The organism is Micromonospora profundi (assembly GCF_011927785.1).
Taxonomy (GTDB): Bacteria; Actinomycetota; Actinomycetes; order Mycobacteriales; family Micromonosporaceae; genus Micromonospora; species Micromonospora profundi.
The window spans coordinates 1,322,468-1,341,022 of sequence record NZ_JAATJK010000001.1; the positions used below are offsets into that span (position 1 = coordinate 1,322,468).

Sequence of the window (18,555 nt, forward strand, 5' to 3'; positions counted from 1 at the left end):
TCAGCACCTGCGCACGCTCCTCCTCAGCCGCTGTCCGGGGTACACCCTATCCAGCGGATCGGAAGTCACCTATCGGTCGTCCGACCTACCTCAGCAGGCGGCGTGGTCGGCGGCAGCGAGCAGGTTGCCCTCCGGGACGGCGATCCGGGTACGGCCGCCGGCCAGTTGGGCAGCGGCGCGTCGGGCCTGGAGGGGGCCGTGCTCACGGCGAGCGCTGGCGTAACTGGCGGCGGTGCGGGCCGCGATGGTGGCCCAGCCGTACCGCTCGCCGACCATGGCGCGGGCACGTCGGGCGACCCGCCTGGCGAAGATCTCGTCGCCGAGGAGTTGACCGACAGCGCCGGCGAGGGCGGCCGGGTCGCTGTGCGGGAACGTCACGCCTGTCACGCCGGGTTCGACGATCTCGGCGAGGCCGCCGGTGCGGGCCACGGCCAGGGGCGCACCGGCAGCCGCCGCCTCCAGCGCCACCATGCCGAACGGCTCGTAGAGGCTGGGAACCACTGTCGCGTCGGTGGCGCCCAGCACCGCCGGGAGTTGGGTGGCGTCGAGGAAGCCCGTGAAGCTGACTGTCGAGCCGAGCGCCAGGCGGCGGGCCTCGGCCTCCAACTCGGGGCGGTACGGGCCGTCGCCTGCGATCACGACGCGCAGCCCGGGGTGCTGCTCGCGCAGCCGGGGTACGGCGTGCACGAGGTGCTGCACGCCCTTCTCGTAGACGAGCCGTCCGGCGTACCCGACGAGGGGGCCGTCGGCGGCGAACCGGGCACGGGCAGACGCGACCGCGCGGGGCCGGGCCCGCCAGGCCCGGTCGTCGACGCCGTTGGGCACCACGTCGACCTGCTCGGCGGGTACGTCGAAGAGCGCGCCCACCTGGTCGCGCATGTAACCCGAACAGGTGATCACGCGGGTGGAGGCCCCGGTGAGCCAGTGTTCGACGCCGTGGATGGTGCGGTTCATCTCCTCGGGCAGCCAGCCCTGGTGCCGGCCCGCCTCGGTGGCGTGCATGGTCGTGACGAGCGGCAGGTCCAGGTGGTCGGAGAGGGTCATGGCGGTGTGGGCGACGAGCCAGTCGTGGGCGTGGATGACGTCGTAGGTGCCGGCTTCGGTGGCGCGCAGGGCGGTGCGGGTGAGGGTGTGGTTGAACGCCATGGTCCAGGCCAGCAGGCTGCCGGTGGCGAGGGGGAAGGTGACGGGGTCTTCGGGGGCGCGCAGGATGCGGACGCCGTCGGCGTATTCCTCAAGGGGTGCGCCGTCGGCGTGGCGGGTGACGACTGTGACTTCGTGGCCGGCGGCGGCCAGTGCGACGGAGAGGGCGTGGACGTGTCGGCCGAGGCCACCGACGAGCACCGGCGGATATTCCCAGGACAGCATCAGCACCCGCAGGTGCCGGGCGGAGTGGATGTCGATCACGTGGGCGTCGGGTGACATTGCGGCCCCCTTTGAGTTGTCCCCGGGCGCGCGCCGACCGGCACCGAATCGGTGCCGCCGTCGCGTCTGGATCGGGCCCCATCCTGCCGGGGCCGAGATAACCAGCGGAGACACCGCCGTTGCGGTCATGTAAAGCGCTACTGGCCCTTTCGGCGCACCCGCAGCAGCTCGGCGACCGACCATGCCTGGAAAGGGCATCCGGTCGCGGCGTGCGGCGCGAGGCCGTCGGCTGTCTCGCTCACCGAGCCTAACCCATATTCGGTCAGATGTGCCTCAATGCCGACCAATACGTCATCGACCGACATCTTGCCCCTGCGGCACGCGTCGACGTACGGGCCGACAAGCCACGGCCACACAGTGCCCTGGTGGTAGCCGCCGTCCCGCTCCGCCGGACCACCCCGGTGCCGGCCCACGAACTCCGGCGAATCCGGGGCGAGACTGCGCGGCCCGAGCGGGGTGAGCAGCCCGGCCGCGACCCGCCGCAACGTCGGCTCGTCCGGCTCCAACGGCGCGAACGGCAACGACCAGGCCAGCAGCTGGTTGGGCCGCAGCGCGTCGTCGTCGTGCAGGGCCGCGCCACCAAGCGGGTACGCGGGCGCGGGCGCGTCGAGCACGTCGTACAGCCAGCCGGCCGGGGCCGGATAGCGGTCCCGGAACGAGGTGGCCGCCTGCCCGTGCCGCCGCCACAGCTCGTCCGCGTCCTGACCGGCCAGCTCGGTCAGCTCGGCGAGCCCGGCCAGCCCGTTGATCCACAGCGCGTTGACCTCGACGGGCTTGCCGGTACGCGGAGTGACAGGCACCCCGTACACGCGGGCGTCCATCCAGGTCAGGGCCGTGCCCGGGGCGCCCTGGGCGAGCAGCCCGTCGGCCGGGTCGACGCCGATGCCGTAGCGGGTGCCCGCCACGTGGGCGTCGACGACTGTCCGCAGCGCGGGCAGCAGCTCGTCGCCGAGGTCGGTGTCACCCGTGACGGTGACGTGTCGGCTCACCGCGTGCAGGAACCACAGCGTGCCGTCGACGGTGTTGTACTCCACCCGCCCGGTGTCGGCCGTGTTGGCGAGCATCCCCTCGGACAGCGTCGCCGCGTACGCCCGCAGCAGCTCCCGGCCCTCGGCGGCGCGGTTGGTGCAGAGGAAGAGACCCTCGTACGAGATCATCGTGTCCCGCGACCACGCGCCGAACCACGGGTACCCGGCGACCACGTCGACAGCCCCGCCGCCCGGGCGCACCACGAACGCGTCGGCGGCAAGCGTGAGCGTCGCCTCCACGTCATCCGTCGGGTTCGCGGCCGCCACCACCTGACGGTTGCGTCGCCGGGCGGTCTCCACGATCTGCGCGGCCGGCGGCGGTTCCTCGTCCAGCCGGCCCGCCCACGCCCGCACCGACACCGTGTCGCCGGGGCGCTCCAGCTCACCGACGAAGCGTCCCGCGTACCAGACGTCCTCGTCCGGGTGTAGCCCTCGGACTGCCTCCTCCCGGTGGTGCACGCCCAGCCACCACTGCCCCTCGGGGGTCCAGCCCGGGCCGGCGAGCCGGTACGCGCCCTCGACCACAGCGCCGTCGCCGACCGTCTCGACCTGCGGCGTGGGGCCGTCGGCCCGCCGCTCGCCGTGCGCGTCGCGCCAGGTGCAGGCGGCCGACAGCTCCAGCCGGACCGGGCCGCCGGCGATCAGCCGGTGCACCACCGCCACGCAGGACCGGCCAGGCAGCATGGCCAGCTCCCGCTCGATCACGACGCCGCCGATCCGCCACCGCCACCGGGGCAGCCCGTCGACCAGGTCGAAGCGTTCGAGCAGTTCGAAGCCGCGCGGGTCGACGTCACCGGAGGCCCACTCGTGCGCGCCGAGCCGGACCCGCGCGCCCGAGGGCAGGGTGACCGCCGGATCGAGACTTGCCAGTCCCACCTGACGGGACGCCGGAGTTTCGCCCGGGACCACCAGCAGACCGTGGTACCGGCGGGTGCGCAGTCCGGAGACCGTGCCCATCGCGTACCCGCCGACACCGTCAGGCACCAGCCACTCCCGGCTGGACGCGCTCGCCAGATCGCCACAGACCTGCGGGCCGAAGTGAATGTCGATCAACTTTCCTCCACCGACGGCAAGGTGTAACACGCCACGACGACAATGGCTGCTGTGGTCAAGTACGGAGACGGCGTCAAGGATGTGTACGTGATCACTGACCGATCGTCCTCCGACGCCTCGCCACCCGACGCTGAGCGGCTCCGGCTCGCCCAGGCCGACTCGGGGGAGCAGGACTGGCGCGCATGGGGTCCCTATCTGTCCGAACGGGCGTGGGGGACGGTACGGGAGGACTACAGCGAGCACGGTACGGCCTGGGACTACTTCCCGCATGACCACGCGCGGTCCAGAGCCTACCGGTGGAATGAAGACGGGATGGCAGGCGTCTGCGACGACCGGCAGACCTTCGCCTTCGCTCTCGCGCTGTGGAACGGCAAGGACCCGATCCTCAAGGAGCGGATGTTCGGCCTGGGCGGCGACAGCGGCAACCACGGCGAGGACGTCAAGGAGTACTGGTGGTACGAGGACTCCACGCCCACCCACTCCTGGATGCGCTGGCGCTACCACTACCCGCAGGCTGCCTTCCCGTACGACGAACTCGTCGCAGTGAACGCGCTGCGCGGCCGGGACGACACCGAGTACGAGCTGGTGGACACCGGCATCTTCGACGAGGACCGGTACTGGGCGGTGACAGTCGACTACGCCAAGGCGTCCCCGACCGACATGTGCATGGTGGTGACGGTCGCCAACCGGGGTGACCGGGCGGCGACCCTGCACGTGCTGCCCACGCTGTGGTTCCGCAACACGTGGGCGTGGGGTCTGCCCGGGGGCGACCGGATTCCCCGGCTGACCGGCGACGGCACCCGGCTCGTCGGTGAGCACCGGGTCCTCGGCCAACTGCTGCTGGAGGGCGACGGCGGCCCGGTGCCGCTGCTCTGCGACAACGACACGAACGCCGAGCGGCTCTGGGGCCTGCCGGGCCGCTCGAAGTACCCGAAGGACGGCATCAACGACCACGTGGTCAACGGCGCGCCCACCGTCAACCCGGCCCGGGAGGGCACCAAGGGCGCGCTGCACTACGTCCTCGACGTGCCGGCCGGCGGGCAGCGCCAGATCCGGTTGCGGCTGACCCGTACCGCGTCGCCTCCGGCGTCGGCCCCGCCGCCCCCGGCCGACCTTCGCGACGGCTTCGAGGCGGTGGTGTGGGCGCGGCGGGCCGAGGCGAACCGGTTCTTCGCAAGCGTGATCCCCGAGGCCGCCACAGCGGACGAGGCACTGGTCGCCCGGCAGGCCATCGCCGGGCTCATGTGGGGCAAGCAGTTCTACCACTTCGACGTCAAGCGCTGGCTCGAAGGCGACCCGGGCTCGACGCCGCCGGCCGGGCGCCGCCACGGACGCAACAGCGCCTGGTGGCACATGACCAGCTTCGACGTGATCTCCATGCCCGACCCGTGGGAGTATCCCTGGTACGCGGCCTGGGACCTGGCCTTCCACTGCGTGAGCATCGCCCGCGTCGACCCCGGCTTCGCCAAGGACCAACTGCTGCTCCTGCTGCGCGAGTGGTACCTGCACCCCAACGGGCAGATCCCCGCGTACGAGTGGGCGTTCGGCGACGTGAACCCACCGGTGCACGCCTGGGCGGCGCTGAAGGTGTTCGAGATCGACGGTGGCCGGGACTTCGAATTCCTGGCCCGGGTGATGCACAAGCTGCTGCTGAACTTCACCTGGTGGGTCAACCGCAAGGACACCGGCGGCAACAACGTCTTCGAGGGCGGCTTCCTCGGGCTGGACAACGTCGGGCCGTTCGACCGTTCGGCGGCGCTGCCGGTGGCGGGTGTGCTGGAGCAGTCCGACGGCACCGGCTGGATGGCCATGTACGCCCTCAACCTGCTGGACATCGCGATAGTGCTCGCCGAACACGACCGCACCTGGGTGGACACCGCCACCAAGTTCTTCGAACACTTCGCGTACATCGCCGCCGCCGCGTACGAGCAGGGGCTCTGGGACGACGAGGACGCCTTCTTCTACGACGTGCTGCGCCTCGCCGACGGCACGAAGGTGCCGTTGAAGGTCCGCTCGGTGGTCGGGCTGCTGCCGCTGGCCGCCACCACCAGGCTGACCGCCAAGACCCTGCACCGGCTGCCGGAGTTGGGCGCCCGGCTGCGCTGGTTCCTCACCAACCGCCCGGAGTACGCGCAGGTGATCGGCACCCGCCGCCTCGGCCCGGACGGACGCCAGCAGCGGCTGCTGTCCATGGTCGGCCCGGAGCAGGTGATCCGGCTGCTCGCCCGGATGCTCGACTCCGACGAGTTCCTCTCCGACTTCGGCCTTCGTACGCTGTCCCGCGCGCACCTGGACAAGCCGTTCTCGGTCACCCTCGGCGGACAGGAGTTCTCCGTCGGCTACGAGCCGGCCGAGTCGACAAGCGGGCTGTTCGGCGGCAACTCGAACTGGCGCGGCCCGATCTGGATGCCGACGAACTTCCTGCTGATCAGCGCGTTGCGCGACTACGCGGCGTTCTTCGGCGACGACCTCCAGGTGGAGTATCCGACCCGCTCCGGGGTGAAGCGCACCCTGGACGAGATCGCCGACGACCTCTCGGCCCGGCTGATCTCGCTGTTCACCCAGGACGACTGGGGCCGCCGCCCGATCTACGGCGCGGCGCGCCTGTTCCAGACCCACCCGGACTGGCGGGACCTGATCGCGTTCCCGGAGTACTTCCACGGTGACAACGGCGCCGGCCTGGGCGCCTGGCACCAGACCGGCTGGACGGCGCTTGTCGCCGACCTGATCCTCACCCTGCGCCGCTGACCCACCCCGCCCTCGCCCCGACCGTGCCGCCCCGCCCCGCCCGCAAGATCCGAGCAACATCAGGGATGCTGCTGCCTCCGGCCAGCGTGAGACAGCAGTATCACCGAAAGTGCGCGGATCTTGCGGGCCTGTGCCCGCACCTCCGCGCCCATGATCGTGCTCGATCCTGGGTAGGGAGGTCGGACACCGTCGCGCTGATCGCGGGGCAGCGCGGCTGACGCCCGGGACGCGCTAGTCAGTTGTCGGGCTGGCGTGGGCGCAGGCCGTTGAGGGCCGTGGTGAGGACACGGTCGGCGTACTCGGCGGTGAGGGGGCCACTGTGGTGCAGCCACCTCTTGAGCAGGGGACTCCAGATCATCTCCACGGCCACGTCGAGGTCGAGGTCCTCGGCGAGTTGCCCCGCCTGCTGGGCGCTGCGCAGCCGTTGGCGCTTGGCTTCCTTCAGCGGCCCGTCCAGCCGTTCGGCGTAGACGGCAGCCAGGTCCGGATCGTGCGCGATCTCGGTGGCCAACGCCCGCATCGGCTGGTCGTAGCGGGGATCGTTCAACTCCTCGACAGTGGCGCGGAGCACCAGGCGCAGGTCGGTTTCCAAGTCGCCGGTGTCGGGCAGCACCGGGGGCTCGCCCTCGCTGGCGCTGAGCAGGAGGAAGGCATCGAAGATGACAGCGCCCTTGGACGGCCACCAGCGGTAGATGGTCTGTTTGCCCACGCCGGCGCGCGCGGCGATGCCCTCGATGCTGAGTTTGGCGTAGCCGACCTCCCGGAGCAGGTCGAACGCCGCCGCGAGGATGGCCTGGCGCGAGGTCTCCTTCCGGCGGGCGGCGTTGGGCGCGGCCCGGTGTTGCGTCGCCATGGGCCGAAAGATACCAGGTGCGAGACGGACCGTCTCGTCTTGACGGGCGGGGTAGGCGAGACCTACCGTCGGACGCAGACGAGACGGTCCGTCTCGTCTCGGTGATCGAATGGAGATCGACTGTGCGCACCCCGCCCGGCACCACATCGCGTACCTGGTTCATCACCGGCGCCAGCCGCGGCCTGGGTCGCGCGTTCGCCATCGCCGCTCTCGAACGCGGCGATCGGGTGGTCGGCGCTGCCCGGACCATAGCCCGGGACGACTTCGACGAGCGTCACGGCGACCGTCTGCTCGCCCTGCCACTCGACGTGACCGACCGGGCGGCGGTCTTCGCCGCCGTCGCCACCGCGGCCGAGCACTTCGGAGGGCTCGACATCGTCGTCAACAACGCCGGCACCATGTCGCTGGGCATGCTCGAAGAGTTCACCGAGGCGCAGGCGCGGGCACAGTTCGAGGTCAACGTGTTCGGCGCGCTCTGGGTCAGCCAGGCCGCGCTGCCGCACCTGCGGGCCCGACGGGCCGGCCACATCGTGCAGATCTCCAGCATCGCCGCACTGGGCGGCTTCCCGAGCACCGGGATGTACAGCGCGAGCAAGTTCGCGCTGGAGGGCATGAGTGAGGCGCTGGCCATGGAGGCTGCGACCTTCGGGGTCAAGGTCAGCATCGTGCAGCCCGGCGGCTACTGGACCGACCTGTACACAAGCGCGACCTCCGCAGGCCCGATGGAGGAGTACGGGCCACTGCGCGCCGAACTGGAGCGGCAGTGGGCCGAAGGCTCGATCGACAGTGAGCCCCGGCTGGCCGCCGAGGCGCTGCTGACACTCGTCGACAGCGACGAACCGCCGCTGCGGCTCCTGCTCGGCAGCATGGTCTACGACCTGGCGTTCGACATCTCGCGCCGCCGCATGGACACCTGGGCCGGCTGGGAGCAGGTGAGCAGGGCCGCTGAGCACGCCGCCCCGGCCCCTGGGGGCACGCCCTGACGCTAGTCACCAATCCGTCACCAAGCGACTACCTAAGGTGTTCGGCCGTACGCTCGGGTGCGTGCCCGGACCCACCGAAAAGGCCACCGAAGAGGAGCGGCGCGACCGCATCGTCGCGTTCGCACGAGAGTTCGCCGAGGCGGAGGGTTGGCCGGAGGTGAGCACCAGGCGTCTCGCCGAGCGGGCCGCCGTCGACCTCGGTGACCTCTACCGACACTTCGCGGATCTGGAGGCGCTGCTCGCCGCCGTCGCCGCGTGCGCCCTCGTCGACCTGGCCGCCGATCTGGCGGAGGCGCACGCGGAGGCCGCCGGCAGCGCCGAGGGCGCCTGGCCGGCCGTCGCGAGCGCGTACCTCGATTTCGCGTACGCCAATCCGGAGGTCTACGACGCGATGCTCGCGATGACCCCGGACCTCGCCCTCGGTGTTGATGGTGTTCCGGCCGCGCCGCGGGCGGTCTTCGCCGAGCTGCGGGCTGCCCTCGCCCCGCTTGCCGGGGGCCGGGACCCGGACACCCTCGCCGAGGTGGGCTGGAGCCTGCTGCACGGCGTCGTCATGCTTACCAGGGGTGGCCGACTACGGCCCGAGGGGCAGGAGGAGCGGGAAGCGATGATCGCGGAGAGGCTGCTGCGGTGGCCGTGACGGCTGGCGGAAACTCGCTGGGTCCGGTGCCGGGCACGCCCTAGAGTCTCGGATCGTCGACGGAGTCAGCGCGAGAGGTGGCGGTATGACGGTGGACGCGGCGGCTCGGCGGGGTGCACAGGTGTTGATCTTCGATGCGGACGACACGCTCTGGGAGAACAACGTCGTCTTCGAGCGGGTGATCGACGACTTCCTCGGGTGGCTCGACCATCCCACCCTGGACCGGACGGAGATCCGGGCCATCCTCGATGACATCGAGCGGGCCAACGCCGTCGCGCACGGGTACGGCAGCAAGGTCTTCCTGCGCAGCCTGGCGGACTGCCTGGAACGGCTGCGCGAACGACCGGCCACCGATGCCGAACGGCAGGAGATCGACCGGCTGGCCCTGGCGCTCGTGGAGCACCGGGTGGAGCTGATGCCCGGCGTCGCCGAGGCGCTCGACGAGCTGGCCGGTCGGCACGAGCTGTTGCTGCTCACCAAGGGCGAGCGGGAGGAACAGCAGCGCAAGCTGGACGCCTGCGGGCTGCTGCACCACTTCCGGGCCGCGCACATCGTCGCCGAGAAGAAGGTCGACACGTACCGGTGGCTGATCGGGGAGCACGGCTTCGACCCGGCTGGCGCGTGGATGATCGGCAACTCCCCGAAGTCGGACATCCTGCCGGCCCGGGCGGCCGGACTGAACGCCGTGTTCATTCCGAACGAGAACACCTGGGTGCTGGAGCACGACGAACTGGATCCGACCGACGCGGGCATCCTGCGGCTTGCCGAGTTCCGCGATCTGCTGCGGCACTTCTGAGCGCCCCAGGAATCTGAACAGCGCTGGCGGCGATGGGTGCGTTACGCCGACGTGCCGCTTTTCCCCTTTGAGATCAGTCACGCCCGCCGACGGTCCGTCGCGGCTTGTCGGTCCGTCGCGGCCGGCCTAGCCTGGGCCGGCGCTCACGGTCCTTCGGGGTGTGCCGGGGGCGTACCGGCGTCCGGCGGGTGGGCACCGTGGAGCTGAGTGCTGAAGCGGCCGGCTCTCTCCGTCGAGCTGCGCGGCGTCGTGCCACGTCCGGGCATGACGGGGTGCCGGAGCTGTCCGCTCCCTGCCGGTCCGCCGGGGGTCAGGGCCGGGTAGTTGCGGACCCGGCCCTGACCACGCTCCCCTCGATGCGGACACGGCCGACCGGACGATGCCGGCCGCGCTGGCGGCCGGCATCGACACCGTTTTCGCGCTCAGGACGCCTCGCCGCCGCGGACGATGGCCACCGCCACGCGGCAGAACTCGTCCATGTCCGGGTTGAAGCCGGCCGCGATGTCGGGGTGCAACCCGGAGCGGGTCTCATCCAGCAAACGCTGACAGACCTGCTCCACCGGCTCGCCGCCGTAGTTGGCACGGACCCGGTCGGTGGCCGCCTGGAGCGCCGAGGTCAGCTGGTCCTCCAGAGGACCGCGCAACTTCTGCTGCACAGCGTCGAGCCCGCGCGGGTCGAGCGTGACATGTGGTTCCGACATCGGTGCTCCCTTCGTCGGCGTCCGCGATACCCCACCGCGGCCGTCGGTCAAACGCCAGTGGGTACGGCGGCAACCCGCACCTGGTACGAGAATTCCTCCGCGGGCTCCTCCTGGTACGACAAACGGCGGATCTGCCTGTCGTCGTCGTAGAGGGCGACGTCCACCAGGACGCCCAGGTGCGCCAGGCCGATGTTGGACACCCGCTTCTTGTCCTGCAACACGGCGCAGACGCCGCCGAGCAGGGTGCTGGCGTCGGACGTACGGTGCCCGGGTGGGCAGCGCAGGACCAGGTCGACAGCGATCGGCCCGGGCAGCGGCGTCCAGCCGGTGCGCTGAGCCGCCTGCAGGGCGGCCTGAAGTAGGGCGCGGACCCTCGTCGCCTGCCGGTGCCCGGCGGCGAAGATGGACAGCGCTTCGGTCTTGACCGGTGGCAGGCCGCTCACCTCGAATGTCAGGGCGAGAGCGCGGGTGTCCTGCACGACGGCACCTCCTCGTTGGAAGGATCCTGCCGAACCGGGGAAGCGGCGGTGCGACGTTCCCGCGATTACCAACCGATCGGGCAGGCGGGGTCGGCCGGAGGCGTGTCGACGGCGGCGGCGAACGCGCTGGCTGCGGCGCTGGGAAAACGCTAGTCGATGCGGCCCGCTCCCGGTAGTCGGTCGTTCACCCGGTAGGGCGGGGTGCGAAGGCGCAGAACTCGTTGCCTTCCGGGTCGGCCAGCACCCACCACCAGTGCGCCTCGTCGAGCGGTTCGCGCAGCAGCGTCGCGCCGGCCGCTATCAGTGCCATCGGCTCCGGGGCAACCAGGTCGACATCCCAGTGCAGCCGGTTCTTCACCGTCTTGGGCTCGGGCACACCGTCGAATCTCCAGCGGTCCCAGGGGAACCCGGCCGCGCCGACCACCGAGGCGTTGCCCGGCCCGTGCTCGACAGCGCCGCCGACCACGCGGGCCCACCAGGCCGCCTGGGCGGCAGGGTCGGCCGAGGCCACGACCAGCGCGGACGGGCCCGGCTGGGTGCCCGCGCCGACCGGGAACGCGCAGAACGAATTACCCTCCGGGTCGTTCAGCACCCACCAGCCGGCGTCGCCGGCCGGTTCGCCCACCAATCGGGCGCCGGCCGCGAGCAGCGCCGCCGGGTCCGCGCCGGCCAGCCGCAGATCCAGGTGTACGCGCGTCCTGCCGGCCCGTGGCTCGGGCACCCGGTTCACCCAGATCGACTCGGCGTCCGAGCCCGCCGAGCGGGGGTCGACGCGCGTGTCGCCGTCGCCGAGATCCACGACCTCGGCGTCGAGTGTCGCCGCCCAGAAGGCGCCCAGGCGGTGCGGGTCGGCGGCGTCCAGACACAGGTCCTTGAATCTCGCGATCACGGCCCCAGCATGCCTGCTCCGGACGTACCCCGTCAGTACTGCCCGGTGCCGACGGGTCGCCGCGCCGACGGCGGTAGATCTTGGACACTTTCCGTTCGTATCGAACGGAAAGTGTCCAAGATTCCCAACCGTCACCGATGGACCGGCGATCGTCCAGGCGTTGTGAGCCTCCGCCGCGTCGACCGGCGGGCAGGTTTCGTGGCTTCGCGGGTGGGGCAGTGTAGCCGCACAGAGCATCCCGAGTCGGCCTTTTCCGCAGCTTGTCGGCTTGGAAGCGGCTCGCCGCGCACCGGGGCGCGGATGCCTCCCCGGTCTTTCGCCGAAGAGAGGGGGAGGGCGATGACGGACCCCGAAACGGCTCGACACCGGCGTCGGCCGGCCGTCCGGCTGGGGGCGGCGGCTGCTGCGCTCGCACTGGCCGCGCCGCTTGCCGCGTGCGGCAGCGGCGGCGGTGACGGCGGTACGCCGACGATCAACCTGTACTACCCGCCCGAGCAGAACCTCCAGAAGGTCGTCGACGACTGCAACGCGCAGGCCCAGGGGCGCTACAAGATCGCCTACCGGGTGCTGCCGCGGCAGGCCGACGACCAGCGGGTGCAGATGGTGCGCCGGCTCGCCGCCGAGGACAGCGGCATGGACGTGCTCGGTCTGGACGTCACCTGGACGCAGGAGTTCGCAAGCGCCAAGTGGATCCGTGAGTGGACCGGCCAGGACAAGGCCGAGGCCGAGCAGGGCACCCTGTCCGGGCCGCTGGACACCGCCCGTTACGAGGGCAAGCTGTACGCCGCGCCGAAGAACACGAATGTGCAGCTGCTCTGGTATCGCAAGGACCTCGTGCCGCAGCCGCCGACCACCTGGGACCAGATGATCACGATGGCCCGGGAGCTCAAGGACCAGGGCAAGCCCCACCAGGTGCTCACGATGGGCGCCCAGTACGAGGGTCTCGTGGTGCTCTACAACACCCTCGCCGCGAGCGCCGGCGGCAAGATCCTTTCCGATGACGGCAAGCAGGCGGTGATGGACGAGGGCGCGGTCCGGGCGCTGGAGCAGTTGCAGCGCTTCGCCACGTCCGGCGTGACCTCGCCGTCGCTGAGCAACGCCACCGAGGACCCGGTGCGGCTGGAGTTCCAGGGCGGTTCGGGCGCGTTCCAGGTGAACTGGCCGTTCGTCTACCCGGCGCTTCAGGAGGCGAACCCGGAGCTTGCCAAGCAGGTCGGCTGGGCGCGCGTGCCCGGCGTCGACGAGGGCACGCCCAGCAAGGTCACGATCGGCGGGGTGAACCTGGCCGTCAGCTCGTACTCCAAGCACCCGGAGCTGTCCTTCGAGGCGGCGCGGTGTCTGCGCAGCGCCGAGCACCAGAAGTTCTCCGCCATCAACGACGGCGTGCCGCCGACCATCGAGGCGGTCTTCAACGACCCGGAGATGGCCGAGGCGTACCCGATGAAGGACACCATCCTGGAGCAGCTGAAGGACCCGGCGACCCGCCCGCTGACCCCGGCCTACCAGAGCATCTCCACAGTGACGTCGGCGATCCTGTCGCCGCCGTCGGCGATCCGCCCGCAGCAGACCGCCGACGAGCTGCGCGGCGCCATCGCCGACGCCCTCGAATCGAAGGGGGTGCTGCCGTGAGCGCGAGGAGTGAGCCGGGTTTGCGAGCCCCGCAGTCGCGAAGGAAGGTGACGCCGTGAGCGCGAGGAGTGAGCCGGGTTTGCGAGCCCCGCAGTCGCGAAGGAAGGTGACGCCGTGAGCGTCAACGCCACACCTGCCGGCACTGACACCGTCGCCGAGGAGACCAAGCCAGCCACAGTCCCCGCCCAGCGGGGCGGTCGCCGCAAGCCGCCGTTGAGCGAGAACAAGAAGGCCGAACGCAAGCTCGGCTGGCTGCTCTGCGCGCCCGCCGCGCTGGTAATGGTCGCGGTTACCGCGTACCCGATCATCTATTCGGTATGGCTGTCGTTGCAGCGCTACGACCTGCGCTTCCCCGACCAGCGCGAGTTCATCGGGCTGGAGAACTACATCACGGTGCTCACCAACGAGTTCTGGTGGACAGCGTTCGGGGTGACAATGCTGATCACGGTGGTCACCGTGGCCGTCGAGCTGGTGCTCGGCATGGGCTTGGCGATCATCATGCACCGCACCCTTGTCGGTCGCGGCCTGGTGCGGACCTCGGCACTGATCCCGTACGGGATCGTCACTGTCGTCGCCGCGTTCTCCTGGCGGTACGCGTGGACGCCCGGCACCGGCTACCTGGCCAACCTGTTCAGCGACGGCGCGCCGCTTACCGAGCGGGCCAGCTCCCTGGCGATCATCATGCTCGCCGAGATCTGGAAGACCACCCCGTTCATGGCGTTGCTGCTGATGGCCGGGCTGGCGCTGGTGCCGGAGGACCTGCTCAAGGCCGCCTCCACCGACGGCGCCACCGCGTGGCAGCGGTTCACCAAGGTGATGCTGCCGGTGATGAAGCCGGCGATCCTTGTCGCGCTGCTGTTCCGCACCCTGGACGCGTTCCGGGTCTTCGACAACATCTTCGTGCTGACGGCCGGCGGCAACGAGACGTCGTCGGTGTCGATGCTCGCCTACAACAACCTGATCCGGGGTCTGAACCTCGGCATCGGCTCGACGATGTCGGTGCTGATCTTCATCACCGTGGCGATCATCGCGTTCGTCTTCGTGAAGCTGTTCGGCACCGCTGCCCCGGGCAGCGACGACGGGGAGAGGCGCTGACATGGCCGTCGAAACCACCACCCGGGCGAAGGTGCGTTGGGGCCTGCTCGACATCCTGGTGATCGTCTTCGCGCTGGTCCCGGTGCTGTGGATCGCGTCGCTGTCGTTCAAGACGCCTGCCACTCTCACCGACGGGAAGTTCATCCCCCGCGAGTGGACGCTCGACAACTACAAGTCGATCTTCAACACCGACCAGTTCGTCCGGGCGCTGATCAACTCCATCGGTATCGCCCTGATCGCCACGCTGATCGCCGTGGTGCTCGGCGCGATGGCCGCGTACGCGATCAGTCGGCTGGATTTTCCCGGCAAGCGCCTGCTGGTCGGGGTGTCCCTGCTGATCGCGATGTTCCCGCAGGTGTCACTGGTGTCGCCGCTGTTCGAGATCGAGCGTCAGCTCGGCCTCTTCGACACCTGGCCCGGGCTGATCCTGCCGTACATCACCTTCGCGCTGCCGCTGGCGATCTACACGCTGTCGGCGTTCTTCAAGCAGATCCCGTGGGACCTGGAGAAGGCGGCGAAGATGGACGGCGCCACGCAGGCGCAGGCGTTCCGGCGCGTGATCGCCCCGCTGGCCGCGCCCGGCCTGTTCACCACGGCGATCCTGGTCTTCATCTTCTGCTGGAACGACTTCCTGTTCGCCATCACGCTGACCTCCACCGAACGCGCCCGTACGGTGCCGGTCGCCCTGTCGTTCTTCACCGGCGAGTCGCAGTTCGAGGACCCCACCGGGGCGATCTGCGCCGCCGCCGTGGTGATCACCGTTCCGATCATCCTGTTCGTTCTCTTCTTCCAGCGCCGCATCGTGTCCGGTCTGACCTCCGGCGCAGTCAAGGGATAGGTGGAAAGTCATGGCTGACATCGTGCTCGACAAGGTGAGCAAGAGTTTCCCGGACGGGACCGTCGCCGTGCAGGACGTCGACCTGGAGATCGCCGACGGCGAGTTCGTGATCCTGGTCGGCCCGTCTGGCTGCGGCAAGTCCACCACCCTCAACATGATCGCCGGGTTGGAGGACATCAGCTCCGGTGAGCTGCGCATCGGCGGCCAACGGGTCAACGACAAGGCTCCCCGGGACCGGGACATCGCCATGGTGTTCCAGTCGTACGCGCTGTATCCGAACATGACGGTGCGGGAGAACATGGCCTTCCCGCTGCGGTTGGCCAAGCTCGACAAGGAGACCATCAACTCGAAGGTCGACGAGGCGGCGAAGGTGCTGGAGCTGACCTCGCTGCTGGACCGCAAGCCGGCCAACCTCTCCGGTGGCCAGCGGCAGCGGGTGGCGATGGGCCGGGCGATCGTACGCAAGCCCAAGGCGTTCCTGATGGACGAGCCGCTGTCCAACCTCGACGCCAAACTGCGGGTGCAGATGCGGACTGTGGTGTCCCGTCTGCAGAAGCAACTCGGCACCACCACCGTCTACGTCACCCACGACCAGACCGAGGCGATGACCCTAGGCGACCGCGTGGTGATCATGAGGGGTGGGGCGATCCAGCAGGTCGGCCCGCCGCAGGAGCTGTACGACCACCCGCGCAACCTGTTCGTGGCTGGCTTCATCGGCTCACCGTCGATGAACTTCCTGCACGCCGCCGTGCAGGACGGCGGGCTGCACACCGCGCTGGGCGACGTCCCACTCGGCGACCGGGTACGCCGCGAACTGGAGGCCGCCGACGCGCCCCGCGAGTTGATCCTCGGTATCCGTCCCGAGCACTTCGAGGACGCCGAACTTGTCGACGACGACACCCGTCGCCGGGGCATCGAGTTCGAGGCGCCGGTGGACATCGTCGAGTCGATGGGCTCGGACAAGTACGTCTACTTCACTGTCGAGGGCGAGAAGGCGAGCGCCGCCGAGCTGGAGGAGTTGGCCGCCGAGGCCGGCGCGTCCGACTTCGCCGGCGCTGGCGGCAACCTGGTGACCCGGCTGTCCGCGGAGTCACCGGTCACCGAGGGGGAGTCGCGCCGGGTCTGGTTCAACCTGGAGAAGATCCACCTGTTCGATCCGTCCAACGGTCGCAACCTCACGTTGCACGAGGGCCGGGCGGCCGGCGCGCTCGCCGACTGACAGCGTCCATCGTGACGGGGCCGACGGGGAGACCCGCCGGCCCTGTCCTGTCCTGCGTGGAGCGTCCGACCGTGGCAAGGTGGTCGCAGGTCGCGTCGTGAGGCGGGGGACGGATGAATCGACGACTGGCCGCGCTGGCCAACGCGCACGGGGTGTCCACCTGGTACGAGGACTGGCGGCACCGCCGCGTCGAGGTCGCGCCGGAGACAGTGGTGGGCGTGCTCGGCCTTCTCGGGGTGGACGCCACCAGCCCGGCAGCGGTGGCCGACGCGCTCGCCGCCGCCCGCGCTGTCGACGGTGCCGCCCTGCCGGCGACCGTGGTGCTGGCCCACGGCACCTCCCGGCCACTTCCCGGCCCGGGTGTGGTGAGCCTGGAGGACGGTGGTCGCCGCGCGGTCGACGGTGAGCTGCCGGGCGACCTGCCGCTGGGCTGGCACCGGCTGGCCTGCGCTGGCCGGGACGTGACGCTCGTCGTGGTGCCCCGCCGGCTGCCCGTGCCGCCGCGCACCTGGGGCTGGATGCTCCAGCTCTACGCGCTCAGTTCGCAGCGGTCGTGGGGCATGGGCGACTTCGGCGACCTCGCCGAGTTCACCGGCTGGGCCGGCGACAACGGCGCCGGGCTGGTGCTGCTCAACCCTCTGCACGCGGTCGGCCCGGCACATCCGGTGGCCACCTCACCGTACTCACCGGCCAGCCGGCGCTTCGTCAACCCGCTCTACCTGCGGGTCAGCGACACCGCCGCGTACCGGGCGGCTGACCCGGCGACCCGTGCCGTTGTCGACGCGCTGCGCCCCGACCGTGGCGATCTGATCGACTACGACGAGGTGTGGGCCGCCAAGCGGCACGCCCTGGAGCTGCTGTACCCGTACGCCCAGCGGGCGGACCTCGCCGCGGACCCGGCGCTTACCACCTTCGCCACCTGGTGCGCGCTCGCCGAGCGGCACGGCAACGACTGGCGGGCGTGGCCCGCGGAGCTGCACCACCCCGACGCGCCCGCGGTCGCCGAGCAGCGCCGGCAGCTCGCCGACCGGGTGGCCCTGCACGCCTGGCTGCAACACCTCTGCGACGAGCAACTCGACGCCGTCACGGCGGCGGCCCGCGCGGCGGGGATGCCAGTCGGCGTCGTGCACGACCTGGCCGTCGGCATCGACCCGGGCGGCGCGGACGGCTGGCAACTCGCCGACGTGCTGGCGCAGGGCGTGCGGGTCGGCGCCCCACCGGACGACTTCAACCAGCTCGGCCAGGACTGGGGGCTCGCCGCGTGGCGGCCGGACCGGCTTGCCGAGACCGGGTACGCGGCGTACCGCGACATGCTGCGGCGGACCCTGCGGCACGCCGACGGCCTGCGTGTCGACCACGTCGCCGGGCTGTGGCGACTGTGGTGGGTCCCACCGGGCGCCGGTGCCGCCGAGGGCACCTACGTGCGCTACGACGCGGAGGCGATGCTCGGCATCCTCGCGCTGGAGGCGCACCGGGCCGGCGCGGTGGTGGTCGGTGAGGATCTCGGCACCGTCCAACCCGCCGTGACACGGGGGCTGCGGGGGCGCAACATGCTCGGCTCGACGGTGCTGTGGTTCGCCCGCGACGACGACGGCGACTTCGTCAGGCCGTCGCGCTGGCCACGCAACGCGCTGGCCACGATCTCCACCCACGACCTGCCGACCGCGCCAGGCTTCCTGACCGGCGAGCACGTCCGGGTACGCGACGAGTTGAAGCTGCTCGGCACCGACGTGGCTGTGGAACGGGCCCGGGCCGCCACCGACCGGGATCGGCTGGTGGCGATGCTGCGCGACGAAGCGCTGCTGCCGTCGCCGGTCGAGTCGGCCGACCCGGCGTCGACCGATGGGCCGGCCCGACCCGACGACGGCGACGTGGTGGTCGCGATGCACGCCGCGCTCGCGGCCAGCCCGGCCCGCCTGCTCGGCGTCTCGCTCTACGACGTGCTGGGCGAGGTGCGCCAACCCAACATGCCGGGCACTGTGGACGAGTATCCGAACTGGCGGCTGCCGCTGCCGGCCACCGTGGCGCAGATCCGCGAGGATCCCCGGGTTGCCCGGGTCGCCGATCTGCTCACCGCTGCCCGCCCGCGCTCGGGTTCCGCGCGGTCGGCCGCCGTGCAGCCGGCCACCGGGTCGGCGCGTCCCGCCGACGACTGACGCCTCATCCGGGTGCCCGGTCG

General features: G+C 70.9%; 15 protein-coding genes. 9 read left to right on the plus strand and 6 right to left on the minus strand.

All coding sequences use genetic code 11. The features are described from left to right. Nucleotides 1-90: 90 nt before the first annotated feature. Both F4558_RS05870 and F4558_RS05875 read right to left on the minus strand, forming a co-directional pair. The gene (locus tag F4558_RS05870) at nucleotides 91-1,425 is read right to left on the minus strand and encodes a glycosyltransferase family 4 protein (RefSeq protein ID WP_167943395.1); all 1,335 of its coding nucleotides are present in this window, start codon (nucleotides 1,423-1,425) and stop codon (nucleotides 91-93) included. Between the two features lie 137 nt (nucleotides 1,426-1,562). Then, entirely contained in the window at nucleotides 1,563-3,506 is a 1,944-nt protein-coding gene (locus F4558_RS05875) for an amylo-alpha-1,6-glucosidase (RefSeq protein WP_167943397.1), read from the minus strand. 42 nt (nucleotides 3,507-3,548) lie between these two features. On the opposite strand from F4558_RS05875, the gene F4558_RS05880 reads away from it, so the two are divergent. Then, nucleotides 3,549-6,254 carry an MGH1-like glycoside hydrolase domain-containing protein gene (locus tag F4558_RS05880; RefSeq protein WP_053652598.1) on the plus strand — a complete coding sequence of 902 codons (2,706 nt, stop codon included), beginning with the start codon at nucleotides 3,549-3,551 and terminating at the stop codon, nucleotides 6,252-6,254. A gap of 235 nt (nucleotides 6,255-6,489) precedes the next feature. Here the strand turns inward: F4558_RS05880 and F4558_RS05885 are convergent, their stop codons facing one another. After that, a complete protein-coding gene (locus F4558_RS05885; protein WP_167943399.1) occupies nucleotides 6,490-7,107 on the minus strand; it encodes a TetR/AcrR family transcriptional regulator in 618 nt (205 codons plus the stop codon). Nucleotides 7,108-7,229: 122 nt separating this feature from the next. On the opposite strand from F4558_RS05885, the gene F4558_RS05890 reads away from it, so the two are divergent. From F4558_RS05890 to F4558_RS05900, 3 genes are all read left to right on the plus strand, one after another. Next, the gene (locus F4558_RS05890) at nucleotides 7,230-8,090 is read left to right on the plus strand and encodes an SDR family oxidoreductase (protein WP_167943401.1); all 861 of its coding nucleotides are present in this window, start codon (nucleotides 7,230-7,232) and stop codon (nucleotides 8,088-8,090) included. A gap of 61 nt (nucleotides 8,091-8,151) precedes the next feature. Next, nucleotides 8,152-8,730, plus strand: a complete 579-nt coding sequence (locus tag F4558_RS05895) for a TetR/AcrR family transcriptional regulator (protein WP_231639897.1) — start codon at nucleotides 8,152-8,154, stop codon at nucleotides 8,728-8,730. An 85-nt stretch (nucleotides 8,731-8,815) separates the two neighbouring features. Further along, nucleotides 8,816-9,526: an HAD family hydrolase gene (locus tag F4558_RS05900; RefSeq protein ID WP_167943403.1), complete on the plus strand. Its 711-nt coding sequence runs from the start codon at nucleotides 8,816-8,818 to the stop codon at nucleotides 9,524-9,526. A 422-nt stretch (nucleotides 9,527-9,948) separates the two neighbouring features. Here the strand turns inward: F4558_RS05900 and F4558_RS05905 are convergent, their stop codons facing one another. The 3 genes from F4558_RS05905 to F4558_RS05915 form a co-directional block, all read right to left on the minus strand. Beyond that, entirely contained in the window at nucleotides 9,949-10,227 is a 279-nt protein-coding gene (locus F4558_RS05905) for a hypothetical protein (RefSeq protein ID WP_053652603.1), read from the minus strand. 47 nt (nucleotides 10,228-10,274) lie between these two features. After that, nucleotides 10,275-10,706, minus strand: coding sequence for a RusA family crossover junction endodeoxyribonuclease (locus F4558_RS05910; RefSeq protein ID WP_053652604.1), 432 nt, complete (start codon nucleotides 10,704-10,706; stop codon nucleotides 10,275-10,277). Between the two features lie 184 nt (nucleotides 10,707-10,890). Next, complete coding sequence (locus F4558_RS05915; protein ID WP_053652605.1) at nucleotides 10,891-11,595, minus strand: VOC family protein; 705 nt, start codon at nucleotides 11,593-11,595, stop codon at nucleotides 10,891-10,893. A 339-nt stretch (nucleotides 11,596-11,934) separates the two neighbouring features. On the opposite strand from F4558_RS05915, the gene F4558_RS05920 reads away from it, so the two are divergent. From F4558_RS05920 to malQ, 5 genes are all read left to right on the plus strand, one after another. Further along, the gene (locus F4558_RS05920) at nucleotides 11,935-13,224 is read left to right on the plus strand and encodes an ABC transporter substrate-binding protein (RefSeq protein WP_053652606.1); all 1,290 of its coding nucleotides are present in this window, start codon (nucleotides 11,935-11,937) and stop codon (nucleotides 13,222-13,224) included. A gap of 114 nt (nucleotides 13,225-13,338) precedes the next feature. Next, entirely contained in the window at nucleotides 13,339-14,319 is a 981-nt protein-coding gene (locus tag F4558_RS05925) for a carbohydrate ABC transporter permease (protein ID WP_053652607.1), read from the plus strand. A 1-nt stretch (nucleotide 14,320) separates the two neighbouring features. Beyond that, complete coding sequence (locus F4558_RS05930; RefSeq protein ID WP_053652608.1) at nucleotides 14,321-15,157, plus strand: carbohydrate ABC transporter permease; 837 nt, start codon at nucleotides 14,321-14,323, stop codon at nucleotides 15,155-15,157. 10 nt (nucleotides 15,158-15,167) lie between these two features. Then, complete coding sequence (locus tag F4558_RS05935) at nucleotides 15,168-16,376, plus strand: ABC transporter ATP-binding protein (RefSeq protein ID WP_167943405.1); 1,209 nt, start codon at nucleotides 15,168-15,170, stop codon at nucleotides 16,374-16,376. Nucleotides 16,377-16,489: 113 nt separating this feature from the next. Beyond that, the gene (gene malQ / locus F4558_RS05940) at nucleotides 16,490-18,532 is read left to right on the plus strand and encodes a 4-alpha-glucanotransferase (RefSeq protein ID WP_167943407.1); all 2,043 of its coding nucleotides are present in this window, start codon (nucleotides 16,490-16,492) and stop codon (nucleotides 18,530-18,532) included. Nucleotides 18,533-18,555: the final 23 nt, after the last annotated feature.